Raw genomic sequence first — 14522 nt, 5'->3', positions numbered from 1 at the left:
TTCGGCTACTTGCCCCCGGTCGTGGCGATCCCCTTGACGAGGTACCGCTGGCCGACGAGGAAGGCGAGGAAGATCGGGAGGAGTGACACGACGCTCATCGCGAACTGCGAGCCCCACGACGTGGCGACCGTCGAGTCGACGAACGACCGCAGTGCGACGGGGACCGTGTACATGTCCGGGTCCGTCAGGTAGATCAGCTGGCTGAAGAAGTCGTTCCACGTCCAGATGAACGTGAAGATCGTGGTGGTCGCGAGCGCCGGCGTCATCAGCGGCAGGATGATCTGGAGGAAGATCCGCGGATGGCCGCAGCCGTCGATGCGCGCCGCCTCGTCGAGCTCGCGCGGCAGGCCGCGGATGAACTGCACCATCAGGAAGACGAAGAACGCGTCGGTGGCGAGGATCTTCGGCACGATCAGCGGCAGGAACGTGTTGACCCAGCCGATGTTCGAGAACAGCACGTACTGCGGCACGATGATCACGTGGATCGGCAGCATGATCGTGCCGAGCATGATGCCGAACCACCACCGCTTGCCGGTGAACTGCAGCCGGGCGAAGGCGTAGGCGGCCATCGAGCACGACACGAGGTTGCCGACGATGCAGCCGAGCACCAGGATCGCCGAGTTCAGCAGGTAGGTGCCGAACGACGGCGTGAGGGCGTTCCAGCCCTCGGTGTAGTTCTCGGTCTGAAGCCCGTCGAGGATCAGGCCCGGACTGCGGAAGATCTCGTCGCCCGGCCGCAGCGAGCTCGCGACCATCCACAGCACCGGGTACAGCATCACGAACCCGATCAGGACCAGGCCGAGATGTTTGGCGGGAGTGGCGAGCCTTCTAGTCGTCATAGAACACCCAGTACTTCGCCGCCCAGAAGTTGATCGCGGTGAACGCGGCGACGATCAGCAGCAGGAACCACGCCAGCGCCGACGCGTAACCCATGTCGAACCGGCTGAAACCCTGCTGGTACAGGTAGAGCGTGTAGAACATGGTCGAGTCGGACGGCCCGCCGGTGCCGCTGGAGACGACGAACGCCTGCGTGAACGACTGGAACGCGTGGATGATCTGCAGCACCAGGTTGAAGAACAGGATCGGCGAGAGCAGCGGCAGGGTGATCCGCAGGAACCGCGACCACCTGCTCGCCCCGTCGATCGCGGCGGCCTCGTAGTAGACCTCCGGGATCTGCCTCAGCCCGGCCAGGAAGATGATCATCGGTGAGCCGAACGTCCACACGTTCAGCACGATCAGCGTCGACAGCGCGGTGTCCGGGTCGGAGATCCAGCCCCTGCCCTCGACGCCGAAGAAGTCCAGCACCCGGTTCACCAGTCCGTCGGTGCCGAAGACCTGTGTCCACAGCACCGCGATCGCCACGCTCGACCCGAGCAGCGACGGCAGGTAGAACGCCGAGCGGTAGAACGCGAGCCCGCGCAGCCCCCGGTTGAGCAGCAGCGCGACGCCCAGCGCGCAGGCCAGTTGCAGGGGCACGGAGACGAGCACGTAGGTGAACGTGACCCGCAGGGCGTTGTGCAGGCGGGAGTCGCTGAGGATGCGCGCGAAGTTGTCGAACCCGATGAACCTCGGCGGCTGGATCAGGTTGTACTTCGTGAAGCCCAGTGCGAAGGACGCGATCACCGGGCCGATCGTGACGAGGAGCAGTCCGGCGAACCAGGGCGCGAGGAACCAGAACGCGGCTCTGTTGTCGCTTTTCCTGACCTGGACGCCACCCCGGCGCAGCTGACGCAGTTCGTCTAGAGCGCTCATCGACCCCCGACCTCGCCGTTCGGAAAACGCTTTCCGGAGTCTGCATCGGCGCCTGATGAGCGTCAAGCAAGCTGTCGAATGCCGTCGAACCAACCTGTCGAACGGCGTCGAACAGCGGAGTCCTCTGTGGAGGCTTGGGGTGGAGGGCGGGATCGCCGCCCTCCGAGCTCGCTTTAGGCGTAAGGGTTGCGTCCGGACAGCCCGCCGACCTTGCACGGGCCGTTCGCCGCGTCACGGCAGACGACGACGCCCATGTAGGTGATCGAGTCGCCGCTGATCGACCAGGTCAGGTCGTTGTACGACGAGTAGTCCTCCTTGTCGCAGCCGGAGTGGTCGTACCGGCGCGTGGCCGTCGTGTCGGGGTGCAGCGAGCCGTTGTAGAACAGGAAGTAGGCGTACACCGGCTTGGCGTCGCAGCCCCAGTCGGAGACGAGCAGGTCGATGTTCCTGACCGAGCTGCGCCCGGCCCAGTCGAACGTCGCCCCGGCGTACCCGTAGTCCTGTCCCGAGTAGATGAACTCCTGGTCGGCGGCACTTGCCGAAGGCGTGTTCACGACGACGGCGGAGAGCGCGGCCACGGCGGCGGCCGCGACCCGGCCGGCGATCTTGGTGAAGGTTCTCGAAACCATGGCGGCAGTTGACAACGCTCACCCGCGCGGGCAGAAGCTATTGCACCCCAGCGCAAAGCCAGTGCGAGTGAGACCCGCTACTCCACAGAGCACTTCACGCCGTTGACCGAGAACCCGGCCGGTGGGACCGGACGGCCGCGGGAGTTGCCGTTGAACCCGAACCGCACCGACGCGCCTGCCGCGATCTGCCGGTTGTAGCTCGTGTTCGCAGCGCTGACGATCGACCCGTACTGCCTCCCGGAGGCATCCCACATCTCACGGACGCTCTCGCCGTTCGAGAAGGTCCACACCAGCGACCAGCCGTTCACCGCGGCGGTGCCGGTGTTGCGCACGGTCACGTTCGCCTGGAACCCTCCCTGCCACTGCTCGGTGATCCGGTAGGCGACGGCACAGGCCTTCGCGGGAGGCGGCGGCGGAGTCGTGGTCGTCGGAGGTGGTGGCGGCGGCGCGGGCGTCGTGGTCGTCGTGGTGGGTGCGGGCTTGGACGTGTCGGAACCCTCGCAGGGCGGGCCCCACAGCCCCCGCTTGGCCGCGGACGCCTCGTCCCGGGCGTTGATCAGCGGTCCGCTCTCGACGCCCTCGGGCCTCAGGGCACCCTGCTGCACGGCGAGCACCGCGTAGTCGGTGCCGTCCTCCAGTTCCAGGTCCACCACGCCGATCTCCAGCCCGGTGTACCTGACGGAGCTCGCCAGCAGCGTCGACCTGGCGAAGGAGAGCGAGGCCTCCGCGAAGCACTCCTTCGGTTCCGCCAGCGACGCGACGCGGACCCTCGTGCCGTCGGCGAACTCGACCGTCCGCGCGTCGATCACGTCCCGCACGACGGTGAGCACGTCCTGCGGCGGCACCACCTCGTTGACGAGCGTCGGTGGTTTCAGCGGCGACTGGGGAGAGGGTGACGGCGCTGCGGGTTCCGCTGAGCACGCGCCTGTGAACAGCAACAACATCACCAGCAGGTGCTTGCGCGCCACCGTCACTCCCGACCATCTCCCCGACACGCTGTCTTGCGTGGACGACAGCACTCACCCAGCTGCTGGAATGTCGGTTGAGCTGATCACCGCGTTACGTCCGGGTCAGACGGTCCTGCCGGGCGGAGCGGAACAGAACACCTTCGGGGTTCCCCGGGCGTTGTGCGCGTCCCGGCCACCACGCACGTCGAGCAACGTCAGCCGGGTGACGGCCGAGATGTCGATCTCGACGTGCTGGGGAGCGTCGACGATGCTCGCCTGCCGGGTGGTGGCCTCCTTCTCGTCGGCCTTGATCACGAACTGCCCGATCCCGTCCTGCTGAGGTGAGGCCGCGTCCTTCCGGATCCACACCGAGAGGCGGGTGCACCTGCCCGCGGTGGACCAGGTGCGGAAGTTCGCCGACGAGCCGGCCGAACCCCAGATGCCGTGGGAGAACGGCTCCTTGCCCACCCCGATGCTGATCGACGGCACGGTCTCGTGCCCGTCGCCGGACTCGACCGTCTGGTAGGCGGTGAGGTCGTACCAGTCCTCGACGGGCGGCGGAGGCGCGGCCGGTGACGTGGTGAGGACGGTGGCCGCGGGCTCGTCGCCGTTCAGCACTCCGCTGACGAGCAGGGAGGTCCCGATCACCAGCACGATCACCACGGCGGCCGCGCCCGCGATCCACCGCCTGGGTTTGTGACCTGCGCCACCAGTTGTCATGCCCGGCTTTGTCCGAGACGGGCACCTCTTCGTTACACGGTCAGCTCCCGTTGAGCCACAGGCCGATCCAGGCGACGACGAGCAGGAACGCGACCACGCCCGCGAAGTGCCACGGCACCAGGTCGAGGCTCTTGCGCACGCCACCGCCGCCGGTGGGCACCGGGTGCGGCCGGTGCTGCTCGATCGCCTCCCGGAGCCGCGCCTGCACCTGGTTCCCCCGCAACGAGCTCGCCGCGGAGAAAGCGCCGACGGCCACGTTGATCCGCTCCCCCGAGGTGGTGACGAGGGTGAGCTCCCGCGTCGCCTCGACCGACGCGAGGTCGGCCCACGGCACCCAGTACCTGCGGAACCAGTTCACGACCAGGACACCCGAGTCGTGCACCTCCACCACCGAGTGCGCGCCGACCATCCACATGAACCACGTGAGCGGCGCCATGATCGCGATGAACTCCAGCTGGTGCCCGAACCCGTTGCCGGGGAACGGGTTGAGCAGCACGTACGTGCTCGTGCCGAGCGCGCCCAGCGTCACGATCCAGCTGAAGGTGCTGTCGAACTTCCTGCGCAGCACCACTGCCGCCCTGCCCCGACTCATGCGCACACCCTAGTGTCGTGCGCCGGAAGGTCGGCTGGGCAATTCACGCTCAGCAGGGCGCCTCGCGACAGACCGCGAATTCGCCCGGCGACCTTCCCAGCCACACCACTGGATCGACGCTCAGCGGACCAGCTGTCCGAACACGGGCGGCTCCTCCGCCGCGAGGTCGTCCGGCAGCCGCAGGCCCTGACGCCGCGGCACCAGCTCCGACTGCAGCACGATCGCCGCGGCGCCGATCGCGGGCGCCGACGCCGCCGAGGGCGACAGCCGCACGGAGATCGGGTGGGCGTCGCGCGCGATGAACGCGCTGTCGAGCTCGGCGCGCAGCACGGGCAGGTAGACCGAGCCCGCGATCGCGAAGCTCGGGCCGGTGAGCACCAGCACCTCCAGGTCCAGCACGTTCGCCAGCGTGCGCGCGGCGGCCGCGAAGTACCGGGCGGACCGTTCGAGCAACGCGACCGCGCGGGTGTTGCCCTGCCGGGCCGCCCTGCTGATCGCCGCGAAGTCGGCCGCGACCGGTGTGGCCGGGCGGGTCCGGCCTCCGACGAGGCCCGCCGCGCGACTCAGTGCCCGATCGGCCCGTGCCTGCTCCACGACCGCGGCGGGACCGGCCAGCACCTCCAGGCACCCCCGCGCGCCGCACCGGCAGCACGGGCCGTCGATGTCGAGGCAGGTGTGGCCGATCTCGCCGGTGTGGCCGCTCGGGCCCCGGTAGGTGGCGCCGCCGAGCACGATGCCCGCGCCGACGTCCGTTCCCATGAACAGCGCGGCGAACGTCGACGTCGCGCCGACGCCTCCGGACCAGTGCTCGCCGATGGCCGCCGCGGTCGCGTCGTTGTCGAGCACGACCGGCAGGCCCGTCGCCCGCTCGAGCGCACGGCCGAACTCCTGGTGCTCCGACGGACGAGCCGCCACGAGTCCCAGCCCGAGGATTCGATCGCGTTCGACGCCCACGCTGTCGATCAGCGCGTCGACCTCGCGAGCCACCCTGGCGACCACGGCCGCCGGCTCGTCGGCACCGGCGCCCGCGCGGGAGATCCTGGCGACGACCGCTCCGCCGAGGTTCGTCAGCACGTAGGTGATCCGCGCGTCGTCGAGGTGCACGCCGACGGCGTAGCGCGCGAAGTGGTTGAGCTGCAACATGACCCGGCGCTTGCCGCCGGTCGACTCGGCGTGCCCGGTCTCGGCCACCAGCCCCTCGTCGATCAGGCCGCGCACGACGGTGGAGATCGTGCCGCCGGTCAGACCGGTGGCGTTGACCAGGCCGACGCGGCTGATCACGCCCGCCGCCCTGACCAGGTCCAGCACGGCAGCCCTGGTGCTGGCGTGGGTCACCCGCGCCGGTCCGCTCACAGCACTCCTCCGTCGAACGGCGAACTTGTCCATCGACAACCTCGGGATCAGTAAAGCATCCCGAGGCGTTGACTTTCTTTGTTTAGTAACTGAAGAATCCTCGCCGCGAACCACCCAGCCACGGGAGGATCAACGATGTTCCTGCACAAGCGGCTCTGCTCACTCGGTCTCGCGGTCCTCGTCGCGGCCACCGCTGCCTGCTCCGGATCCAGCGGCGCGGGCCGGGCCCGCGACACGCTCGTCGTCTACACCGGGCAGGCCGGCGACTACCAGCTGAACTTCAACCCGTACGCCCCCACCCAGATCGAGGGGCCCGGAACGATCTACGAACCGCTGTTCTTCTTCAACATCGCGAAGGACGGACCACCGAAGCCCCTGCTCGGCACCGAGTTCGGGTGGAACGCGGACGGCACGGAGTTGTCGATCACCCTGAGAGACGGCGTGACCTGGTCCGACGGCGAGAAGTTCACCGCCGAGGACGTCAAGTTCACGCTCGACATGGTCGCCAGGACCCCCGCCGTCAACCGGACCGGCTTCAAGGGCACGACCACCGCCGTCGACGACACGCACGTGGTCGTCAAGTTCCCCGAACCGTCCTACATGGACGGACCTCAGGTGCTGGGCCAGCTGTGGATCATGCCCGAGCACATCTGGAAGAACTACGCCACGCCCGCGACCGAGGTGAACCCGAGCCCGGTCGGCACCGGCCCGTTCCAGCTCGGCGAGTTCAAGGCGCAGTCGTTCACGCTCAAGGCGAACCCGAAGCACTGGGGCGGCGAGCCGGCGCTGAAGCAGATCCGCTACCTCTCGCTGTCCGGCAACCAGGCGGGCGTCGACGCGCTGAAGGCCGGTTCGATCGACTGGCAGACCGGCCCCGTCCCGGACATCAAGGACGTCGAGAAGAACTACCCCGGCTACAAGGCGGTCACCCTGCCGCTCAACCAGGTCTCGCTGTTCACGTGTTCCAACGCCCAGCTCGGCTGCCAGGGGGCGCAGACCGATCCGGCCGTGCGCAGGGCGATCTACCACGGGATGAACCGCACCCAGATCAACTCGCTGGCCTTCCAGAACACCGGCAGCGAGATGTCACCCGGCTTCACGCTGCAGCCGCGCGACTCGGCATTGCTGTCGAGCAAGCTCACCGACCGCATGGCGCCGATGAACGCCGACGTCGCCAAGGCCACCGAACTGCTCACGTCCGCCGGGTACGTCAAGGGCGCGGACGGCATCTACGCCAAGGACGGCAAACCGCTGGCCCTGACCGTGAAGGTGGTCGCCGGCTGGACCGACTACATCACCGCGCTGGAGACCCTGAGCCAGCAGCTGCTCCAGATCGGCGTCAAGATCACGCCGCAGCAGCTGTCGTGGAACGAGTGGGCCGACGCGCGCGGCCGCGGCCAGTTCGAGCTGCTGATCGACTCGGTGGAGCAGGGCCCGGCACCGGACCCGTACTACACCTACAGCTACTTCTTCTCCACCGCGACCACCGCGCCGGTCGGGCAGGCCGCCAACCCGAACTTCGCCCGGTTCAGCAACCCCGTCGTGGACGCGGCCCTGGCCGAGCTCAAGAAGACCGACCGCGGCAACCCCGCGCGGCAGTCGCACTACGACACCATCCAGGTGGAGCTCGAGAAGTCCATGCCGTACATCCCGGTGCTGACCGGCGGTGTCCCGAACGAGTACAACGACAAGGCGTTCACCGGCTGGCCGACGAAGGACGACCTCTACGCGTTCCCCGCCGTGTGGAAGCGGCCGGACGCCTCCCAGGTGTACGCCAAGCTCAAGCCCGCCGGGTCCTGACGATGGGCTACCACCTGCGCAAGGTCGCCTTCTACCTGGCGGCGCTGTGGGCGGCGGTGACGCTGAACTTCGTCATCCCGCGGCTGCTGCCGGGCAACCCGGTGGACATCCTGATGGCCAAGCTCCAGCAGCGCGGCGGGTCCGTCGACCCCGCCGCCCGCCAGGCCTACGAGACGTTGCTCGGCACCGGCGGACGCGAGTCGTTCGCGCAGGAGTACCTGGCGTACCTGGGGAACCTCCTGCGCGGGGACCTCGGGGTGTCGGTCAGCGCGTTCCCGGCGAAGGTCTCCGACGTGATCGGCGACTCGCTGCCGTGGACGATCGTGCTGGTCGGGCTCGCGACCCTGATCTCGTTCGTGCTCGGGGTCGGGCTCGGCGCGCTCGTCGGCTGGAAGCGCGGCACCTGGCTCGACGCGCTGGTGCCGGCGACCACGATGCTGTCCGCGGTGCCGTACTTCTGGCTGGCGCTGATCCTGGTCGCGCTGCTCTCGTCGGGGCTCGGCTGGTTCCCGCTCAACGGCGGCTACGACGTGGTCCTGGATCCCGGCTGGAACCCCGAGTTCCTCGGCTCCGCGCTTTACCACGGCACCCTGCCCGCGCTGACGATCGTGCTCTCCTCGGTCGGCGGCTGGCTGCTCGGCATGCGCAACATGATGGTCTCGGCCATGTCGGAGGACTACGTGCTGACCGCGCGGGCCAAGGGCCTGACCGGCAGCCGCGTCATGGTCCGGTACGCGGCGCGCAACGCCGTGCTGCCCTCCGTCGCCGGGTTCGCGATCTCACTCGGGTTCGTGGTGTCCGGGTCGATCGTCACCGAGCAGGTCTTCTCCTACCCCGGCATCGGCTCGAAGCTGCTGCAGGCCGTGCAGAACAACGACTACGCGCTCATGCAGGGGATCTTCCTGGTGATCACGATCGCGGTGCTCGGCGCGAACCTGGTCGTCGACCTGCTGTACGGGCTGATCGACGCCCGCACGAGGGATCGGAGCACGGCGTCATGACCTGGTCCGGAAAACTCCGCGCCGGCCTCGGCCTGGCCGGCCTGATCGTCCTCTTCGGACTTCTCGGTCCGCTGCTCACGGGTGACCCCGCCACGATCAGGGACGTCGGGCTCACCCCGCCCGGTGACGGGCACCTGCTGGGCACCACGATCACCGGCCAGGACGTGCTCGCCCAGCTCGCCCACGCCACCCGCGGGTCGTTGTGGATCGGCCTGCTCGTCGGGGTCATGGCGACGGTGCTGTCCGGTGTCTTCGGCATCGTCGGCGCCTACGCGGGCGGTGCCGTGGACGAGGCGTTCTCGTTGTTCTCCAACGTGATGCTGGTGATCCCCGGCCTGCCGCTGGTCATCGTCGTCGCCGGGTTCGTGCCCGCCGACCAGCGCGGCACGTGGACGATCTCGCTGGTGCTCGCGATCACCGGGTGGGCGGCGGCCGCCCGGGTGCTGCGCGCGCAAACGTTGTCGTTGCGCAACAGGGACTACGTGGCCGCGGCGCGGGTGTCCGGCGAGAGGACGTGGCGGGTGATCTGCGTGGAGATCCTGCCGAACCTGTTGCCGATCCTCGCCTCCCAGTTCGTGTTCGCCGTCGTCCTGGCGATCCTCAGCGAGGCGGGCCTGTCGTTCCTCGGACTCGGGGCGGCCGACTCCTCGACGCTCGGCACGATGCTCTACTACGCGCAGAACGGCTTCGCGCTGCAACGCGAGGCGTGGTGGTGGTTCGTCCCGCCGGGGTTGGTCATCGCCCTGTTCGGCGGCGCGCTCTCCCTCGTCAACTTCAGCATCGACGAGATCATCAACCCCGCGCTGCGCGAACGGGTCCGGCGCCGGAGCGACGTCGTGGCCACCACGCCCGTGGTGGAAGCCGTGGACGAGGACGTGGTGCTGACGGTCAGCGACCTCAACGTCTTCTACCAGGGCGCCACACCCGTGCACGCCGTCAAGGACGTGTCGCTCACGTTGCGGCGCGGCGAGATCCTCGGACTGGCGGGCGAGTCCGGCTGCGGCAAGACCACCCTCGCCTACGCGATCAACCGCCTGCACCGGCCGCCGGCCGAGGTCACCTCGGGGTCCGTCGTGTTCGACGGCGTCGACGTGCTGGCGCTGGGCCCGGAAGAGCTCCGCCGGTTCCGCTGGGTCAGGCTGTCCATGGTCTTCCAGGGCGCCATGAACTCCCTGAACCCGGTCACGCCGATCAGCGCGCAACTGCAGGACGTCCTGCGCACGCACCGCCCCTCGATGTCCACTTCGGACCGGGCGGCGCGGTGCGCGGAGGTGCTCCGGCTCGTCGGCGTCGACCCGGCCAGGCTCGGCTCCTACCCGCACGAGCTGTCCGGCGGCATGCGGCAACGCGTGATGATCGCCATGGCGTTGCTGCTCGAACCGCAGGTCATGATCATGGACGAGCCCACCACCGCTCTCGACGTGCTGGTGCAGCGCGAGATCCTCAACGAGATCAAGCGCCTGCGCGACGAGCTGCGGTTCGCGGTCGTGTTCATCACGCACGACCTGCCGCTGCTGCTGGAGCTGAGCGACCGGATCGCGGTGATGCGCGAGGGCGAGGTCGTCGAGTACGCGACGGCCGAGGAGATGTACCTGCGGCCGCAGCACCCCTACACGCGGCAGCTGCTGGCGTCGTTCCCCAGCCTGACCGGCGAGCGAGGAGCCCTGATCCGATGACCACGCTCGAAGTCCGCGACCTGACGAAGACGTTCCACCGGCACCGCGCGGTCGACGGTGTCTCGTTCACGCTCACGCCCGGCCGGACCGTCGCGCTGGTCGGCGAGTCCGGGTCGGGGAAGTCGACGATCGCGAGGATGATCGCCCGCCTGGTCCGTCCCACCTCCGGCGAGATCACCCTGACCGGCCAGGACGGCAATCAGGTGGCGCGGCGGGCGTACCGCGACCACGTGCAGATGATCTTCCAGGACCCGTTCGCCTCGCTCAATCCTTTCCACACCGTCGAACACCACCTCGCCCGGCCGTTGCTGCTGCACGGACGCTCTCGTGCGGAGGTGCCTCACCTGCTGGAGCGGGTGAGCCTCACCCCGGACCTCGCCCGTCGCCGGCCGCACGAGCTGTCCGGCGGACAGCGGCAGCGGGTGGCGATAGCCCGCGCACTCGCACCGGGCGCGAAGGTGATCATCGCCGACGAACCGGTGTCCATGCTGGACGTCTCGATCCGGCTGGGTGTGCTCAAGCTGCTCGACCGGCTGCAACGCGAGGAGGACCTCGCGGTCCTCTACATCACGCACGACCTGGCCACCGCCCGGCACTTCTCCGACGAGGTCCTGGTGATGCACCGGGGCCGCATCGTCGAACGAGGTCCGGGCGACGACGTGCTCCTGCGTCCGCAGGACCCGTACACCCGGCAGCTCGCCGCCGCCGCGCCCGACCCGGAAGCCCGTTTCCGACAAGGAGGACAGTCTTGATCCGCCAGTACCTGCACGACGGCTGGCAGCTGACCGCGGCCACGAACGAGGTGCCGGACAACATCCGGGGCCGCACGGTGCCCGCCGCGGTGCCCGGCAGCACCCACCTCGACCTGCTCGCGTCCGGGCTGATCACCGACCCGTTCCTCGACCGGGCGGAGGAGGAACTCGCTTGGATGCACCGCGCGGACTGGCGCTACAGCACCACCTTCCTCGCCGCCACGGCCAGGCCGGGGCAGCGGGTCGACCTCGTGTTCGACGGCCTCGACACCATCGCCACCGTCGAGCTGAACGGGCACGTGGCCGGGCAGACGGCGAACATGCACCGCGGCTACCGGTTCGACGTCCGCGAGTTCCTGGTGGACGGCGGCAACGACCTGACGGTGTCGTTCTCGTCCGCGCTCGCCCACGCCGAGAAGGCCGAGGCCGCGCTCGGCGGCCGGCCGCACGTCAACGCCCACCCGTTCAACATGATCCGCAAGATGGCGTGCAGCTTCGGCTGGGACTGGGGCCCCGACCTGCAGACCGCGGGCATCTGGCGGCCGGTGCGGCTGGAGCGCTGGCACACCGCCCGGCTCGCGCGGGTCCGTCCGGTCGTCACCGTCGCCGGCACGACGGGGCAGGTCGAGCTGCACGCCGACTTCGAGTGGGCCGTCCCGGAGGACCTGACGCTGCACATCGCCGTGGGCGGCCACGAGCGCACGGTCACCGTCCCGGCCGGACAGGACGGCCTGGTCGCACGCGTCGACGTGCCCGACGTCGCGCTCTGGTGGCCGGCCGGGCACGGCCAACAGCCGCTGTACGACCTGGAAGTGGTGCTGCGCGGGAAGTCCGGCGTCCTCGACAGCACCTCGAAGCGGATCGGGTTCCGCACGATCACCGTCGACACGACCCCGGACGAGCACGGCACCCCGTTCACCGTCGTCGTGAACGACCGGCCGCTCTTCGTCAAGGGCGCCAACTGGATCCCCGACGACCACTTCCTCACCCGGATCACCCGCGACCGGCTGGTGCGGAGGGTGGACCAGGCCGTGGCCGCGCACGTCAACCTGCTGCGGGTGTGGGGCGGCGGGATCTACGAGTCCGACGAGTTCTACGACGTCTGCGACGAACGCGGAGTCCTGGTGTGGCAGGACTTCCCGCTCGCGTGCGCCGCGTACCCGGAGGAGGAGCCGATCCGCGGGGAGCTGGAGGCCGAGGCCCGCGAGAACGTCGCGCGCCTGATGTCCCACGCCTCGCTGGCGTTGTGGAACGGCGGCAACGAGAACGTCTGGGGGTTCGCCGACTGGGGCTGGCCCGAGCAGCTGGACGGCCGGACGTGGGGCCTCGGCCACTACGACGAGCTGCTGCCCGGCATCGTGGCCGAGCTGGACCCGACGCGGTTCTACTGCCCCAGCAGCCCGTACAGCCCGGTGGACGGCGTGCACCCCAACGACGAGGACCACGGCACACGTCACGACTGGCACGTCTGGAACGAGGCCGGCTACCAGCACTACCGCGACCACGTGCCGCGGTTCTGCTCGGAGTTCGGGTTCCAGGGCCCGCCGGCGTGGGCCACGCTCACCCGCTGGATCCACGACCGGCCGCTGTCCCCGGACTCGCCGAGCTTCCTGGCGCACCAGAAGGCCGAGGACGGCAACGGCAAGCTCGTGCGCGGACTGGCGGCGCACCTGCCCGTGCCGGCGCGGTTCGAGGACTGGCACTGGGCGACACAGCTCAACCAGGCGCGGGCGGTGAGCTTCGGCGTCGAGCACTTCCGCTCGTGGTGGCCGCGCACTGCCGGTGCGATCGTGTGGCAGCTCAACGACTGCTGGCCGGTCACGTCCTGGGCGGCAATCGACAGCGAGGAACGGCTCAAACCGCTGTGGTACGGGCTTCGGCACGCCTACGAGCCCCGGCTGCTCACCTTCCAGCCGCGTGACGGGAGGCTCGTCCTCGTCGCCGTCAACGACCACGACGAGCCGTGGGACGCGCACCTCACCCTTGATCGGCAGACGTTCCGGGGTGTCACGCTGCACCTGACTAGACTGCGCCGGACGGTGCCACCCCGCTCGGTCCTCTGCCTGGACCTGGAGGACGCGCTGCTGCAGCCGGTGAACGACGACGCGGAGGTGATGGTGGCGACCACCGCCGAAGCCCGGGCGATCCTGCCGTTCCGGGAGGACGTCGAGCTCTCCTACGATCCGCGTCCCCTTGCCGCGCAGGCGCAGGCCGTGCACGGCGGGTACGAGGTCGAGGTGCGGGCCGGCTCGTTCGCGCGGGACGTCGCCGTCCTGGCCGACCGGGTGGCGCCGGACGCGGTCGTGGACGACTCGCTCGTGCCGATGCTGGCCGGAGAGGTGCGCGTGTTCCACATCCGCACGGACGCCGTCGTCGACCCGGCGGCCTTCACCGATCCGCTGGTCCTGCGCTGTGCCAACGACCTCCGCGCGGTGCCCGATGTCCGGTGAACCGGCGGGCGCGGTGGGCCTCGTGCTCGCGCGGCCCGCACGCCTGCTCGGGGTCGAGCCGTTCTTCATGGAGTTCATCGCGGGGATCGAGGAACGGCTCGCCGAGCGCGACCTGTCCGTCCTGCTGCACGTGGTGGCGGACCACGAGGCCGAGATCGCGGCCTACCGCCGCTGGGCGAGCCGCGGCCTGGTGGACGCCGTCGTGGTGGTGAACCCGGTGGCGGACGACCCGCGCCCGGCCGTGCTCGATGAGATCGCACTGCCCGCGGTGGTCGTCGGCGACGACCACCGGCTGCCCTCGGTCCGCACCGACCACGCCGGGCCGGTCGCCGAAGCGCTCGGGCACCTGCTCGAGCTGGGACACCGGCGGATCGCCAGGGTCACCGGCCCCTCGGCGTTGCTGCACACGCGGGCCCGCACGGACGCGCTGCTGGCCGGGTGCGCACAGGCGGGCGTCGAGCCGGTGATCGTGGAGGGCGACTACTCCGAGGAGTCGGGCGCCAAGCTCACCGCCGGGCTCCTGAGCGGTCCGGAGCCGCCCACCGCGATCCTCTACGACAACGACGTGATGGCCGTGGCGGGACTCGCCGCGGCCGCCGAGCTCGGTGTCGCGGTGCCGGACCGCCTCAGCCTCGTGGCGTGGGACGACTCGACGCTGTGCCGGCTCGCCTCCCCCGCCCTCACGACGATGAGCGTCGACGTCCACCAGTTCGGCGTGTCGGTGGCGGAGTCGGTGCTGGAGCGGATCGACGGCGGCCCGGTCACGCCGCGCTGGTCGCCGACGGCCCGCTACCTGCCACGCGGCACGACGGCGACCGCGTCCACTTAGGACAGGCCGGTCCCAGGGTTG

The 14522-nt window shown here is 69.7% G+C and carries 13 protein-coding genes; 6 read left to right on the top strand and 7 right to left on the bottom strand.

Annotated elements, in window-relative coordinates; translation table 11 throughout:
• Window positions 1-5: 5 nt before the first annotated feature.
• From SK571_RS20035 to SK571_RS20005, 7 genes are all read right to left on the bottom strand, one after another.
• Window positions 6-839, bottom strand: a complete 834-nt coding sequence (locus SK571_RS20035) for a carbohydrate ABC transporter permease (RefSeq protein WP_319985609.1) — start codon at window positions 837-839, stop codon at window positions 6-8.
• A complete protein-coding gene (locus tag SK571_RS20030; RefSeq protein WP_319985608.1) occupies window positions 829-1752 on the bottom strand; it encodes a carbohydrate ABC transporter permease in 924 nt (307 codons plus the stop codon). The genes SK571_RS20035 and SK571_RS20030 overlap by 11 nt, the downstream gene beginning before the upstream one ends.
• A gap of 173 nt (window positions 1753-1925) precedes the next feature.
• Window positions 1926-2381 carry a hypothetical protein gene (locus SK571_RS20025; RefSeq protein WP_319985607.1) on the bottom strand — a complete coding sequence of 152 codons (456 nt, stop codon included), beginning with the start codon at window positions 2379-2381 and terminating at the stop codon, window positions 1926-1928.
• A gap of 77 nt (window positions 2382-2458) precedes the next feature.
• Window positions 2459-3349 carry a cellulose binding domain-containing protein gene (locus SK571_RS20020; protein WP_319985606.1) on the bottom strand — a complete coding sequence of 297 codons (891 nt, stop codon included), beginning with the start codon at window positions 3347-3349 and terminating at the stop codon, window positions 2459-2461.
• A 102-nt stretch (window positions 3350-3451) separates the two neighbouring features.
• Window positions 3452-4048, bottom strand: a complete 597-nt coding sequence (locus SK571_RS20015; protein ID WP_319985605.1) for an NPCBM/NEW2 domain-containing protein — start codon at window positions 4046-4048, stop codon at window positions 3452-3454.
• Window positions 4049-4088: 40 nt separating this feature from the next.
• The gene (locus SK571_RS20010) at window positions 4089-4640 is read right to left on the bottom strand and encodes a PH domain-containing protein (protein ID WP_319985604.1); all 552 of its coding nucleotides are present in this window, start codon (window positions 4638-4640) and stop codon (window positions 4089-4091) included.
• Window positions 4641-4760: 120 nt separating this feature from the next.
• Window positions 4761-5993: an ROK family protein gene (locus tag SK571_RS20005; protein WP_319985603.1), complete on the bottom strand. Its 1233-nt coding sequence runs from the start codon at window positions 5991-5993 to the stop codon at window positions 4761-4763.
• A 135-nt stretch (window positions 5994-6128) separates the two neighbouring features.
• Between SK571_RS20005 and SK571_RS20000 the strand changes: the two genes are divergently transcribed.
• From SK571_RS20000 to SK571_RS19975, 6 genes are read left to right on the top strand one after another with little or no spacing between them, the layout of a single operon-like run.
• The gene (locus tag SK571_RS20000; protein WP_319985602.1) at window positions 6129-7793 is read left to right on the top strand and encodes an ABC transporter substrate-binding protein; all 1665 of its coding nucleotides are present in this window, start codon (window positions 6129-6131) and stop codon (window positions 7791-7793) included.
• Window positions 7794-7795: 2 nt separating this feature from the next.
• Window positions 7796-8794, top strand: coding sequence for an ABC transporter permease (locus SK571_RS19995; RefSeq protein WP_319985601.1), 999 nt, complete (start codon window positions 7796-7798; stop codon window positions 8792-8794).
• Window positions 8791-10470 (top strand): dipeptide/oligopeptide/nickel ABC transporter permease/ATP-binding protein, encoded by a 1680-nt coding sequence (locus tag SK571_RS19990; RefSeq protein WP_319985600.1) that lies wholly within the window; start codon window positions 8791-8793, stop codon window positions 10468-10470. The genes SK571_RS19995 and SK571_RS19990 overlap by 4 nt, the downstream gene beginning before the upstream one ends.
• Window positions 10467-11222 carry an ABC transporter ATP-binding protein gene (locus SK571_RS19985; protein WP_319985599.1) on the top strand — a complete coding sequence of 252 codons (756 nt, stop codon included), beginning with the start codon at window positions 10467-10469 and terminating at the stop codon, window positions 11220-11222. The genes SK571_RS19990 and SK571_RS19985 overlap by 4 nt, the downstream gene beginning before the upstream one ends.
• Window positions 11219-13672: a glycoside hydrolase family 2 protein gene (locus SK571_RS19980; RefSeq protein WP_319985598.1), complete on the top strand. Its 2454-nt coding sequence runs from the start codon at window positions 11219-11221 to the stop codon at window positions 13670-13672. The genes SK571_RS19985 and SK571_RS19980 overlap by 4 nt, the downstream gene beginning before the upstream one ends.
• Window positions 13662-14501 (top strand): LacI family DNA-binding transcriptional regulator, encoded by an 840-nt coding sequence (locus tag SK571_RS19975; RefSeq protein WP_319985597.1) that lies wholly within the window; start codon window positions 13662-13664, stop codon window positions 14499-14501. Before SK571_RS19980 ends, SK571_RS19975 begins: the two co-directional genes overlap by 11 nt.
• Window positions 14502-14522 lie beyond the last annotated feature (21 nt).

This window comes from Lentzea kristufekii (genome assembly GCF_033949925.1).
Taxonomy (GTDB): Bacteria; Actinomycetota; Actinomycetes; order Mycobacteriales; family Pseudonocardiaceae; genus Lentzea; species Lentzea kristufekii.
The sequence above is the reverse complement of the archived record's forward strand: the minus strand, read 5'-3'. Positions and strand labels throughout refer to the sequence as shown.

Excerpts from the sequence above, each read along its gene's own strand:
- SK571_RS20035 (WP_319985609.1), bottom strand. The coding sequence starts at position 839 with ATGACGACTAGAAGGCTCGCCACTCCCGCCAAACATCTCGGCCTGGTC.
- SK571_RS20030 (WP_319985608.1), bottom strand. The coding sequence starts at position 1,752 with ATGAGCGCTCTAGACGAACTGCGTCAGCTGCGCCGGGGTGGCGTCCAG.
- SK571_RS20025 (WP_319985607.1), bottom strand. The coding sequence starts at position 2,381 with ATGGTTTCGAGAACCTTCACCAAGATCGCCGGCCGGGTCGCGGCCGCC.
- SK571_RS20015 (WP_319985605.1), bottom strand. The coding sequence starts at position 4,048 with ATGACAACTGGTGGCGCAGGTCACAAACCCAGGCGGTGGATCGCGGGC.
- SK571_RS20010 (WP_319985604.1), bottom strand. The coding sequence starts at position 4,640 with ATGAGTCGGGGCAGGGCGGCAGTGGTGCTGCGCAGGAAGTTCGACAGC.
- SK571_RS20000 (WP_319985602.1), top strand. The coding sequence starts at position 6,129 with ATGTTCCTGCACAAGCGGCTCTGCTCACTCGGTCTCGCGGTCCTCGTC.
- SK571_RS19995 (WP_319985601.1), top strand. The coding sequence starts at position 7,796 with ATGGGCTACCACCTGCGCAAGGTCGCCTTCTACCTGGCGGCGCTGTGG.
- SK571_RS19990 (WP_319985600.1), top strand. The coding sequence starts at position 8,791 with ATGACCTGGTCCGGAAAACTCCGCGCCGGCCTCGGCCTGGCCGGCCTG.
- SK571_RS19985 (WP_319985599.1), top strand. The coding sequence starts at position 10,467 with ATGACCACGCTCGAAGTCCGCGACCTGACGAAGACGTTCCACCGGCAC.
- SK571_RS19975 (WP_319985597.1), top strand. The coding sequence starts at position 13,662 with ATGTCCGGTGAACCGGCGGGCGCGGTGGGCCTCGTGCTCGCGCGGCCC.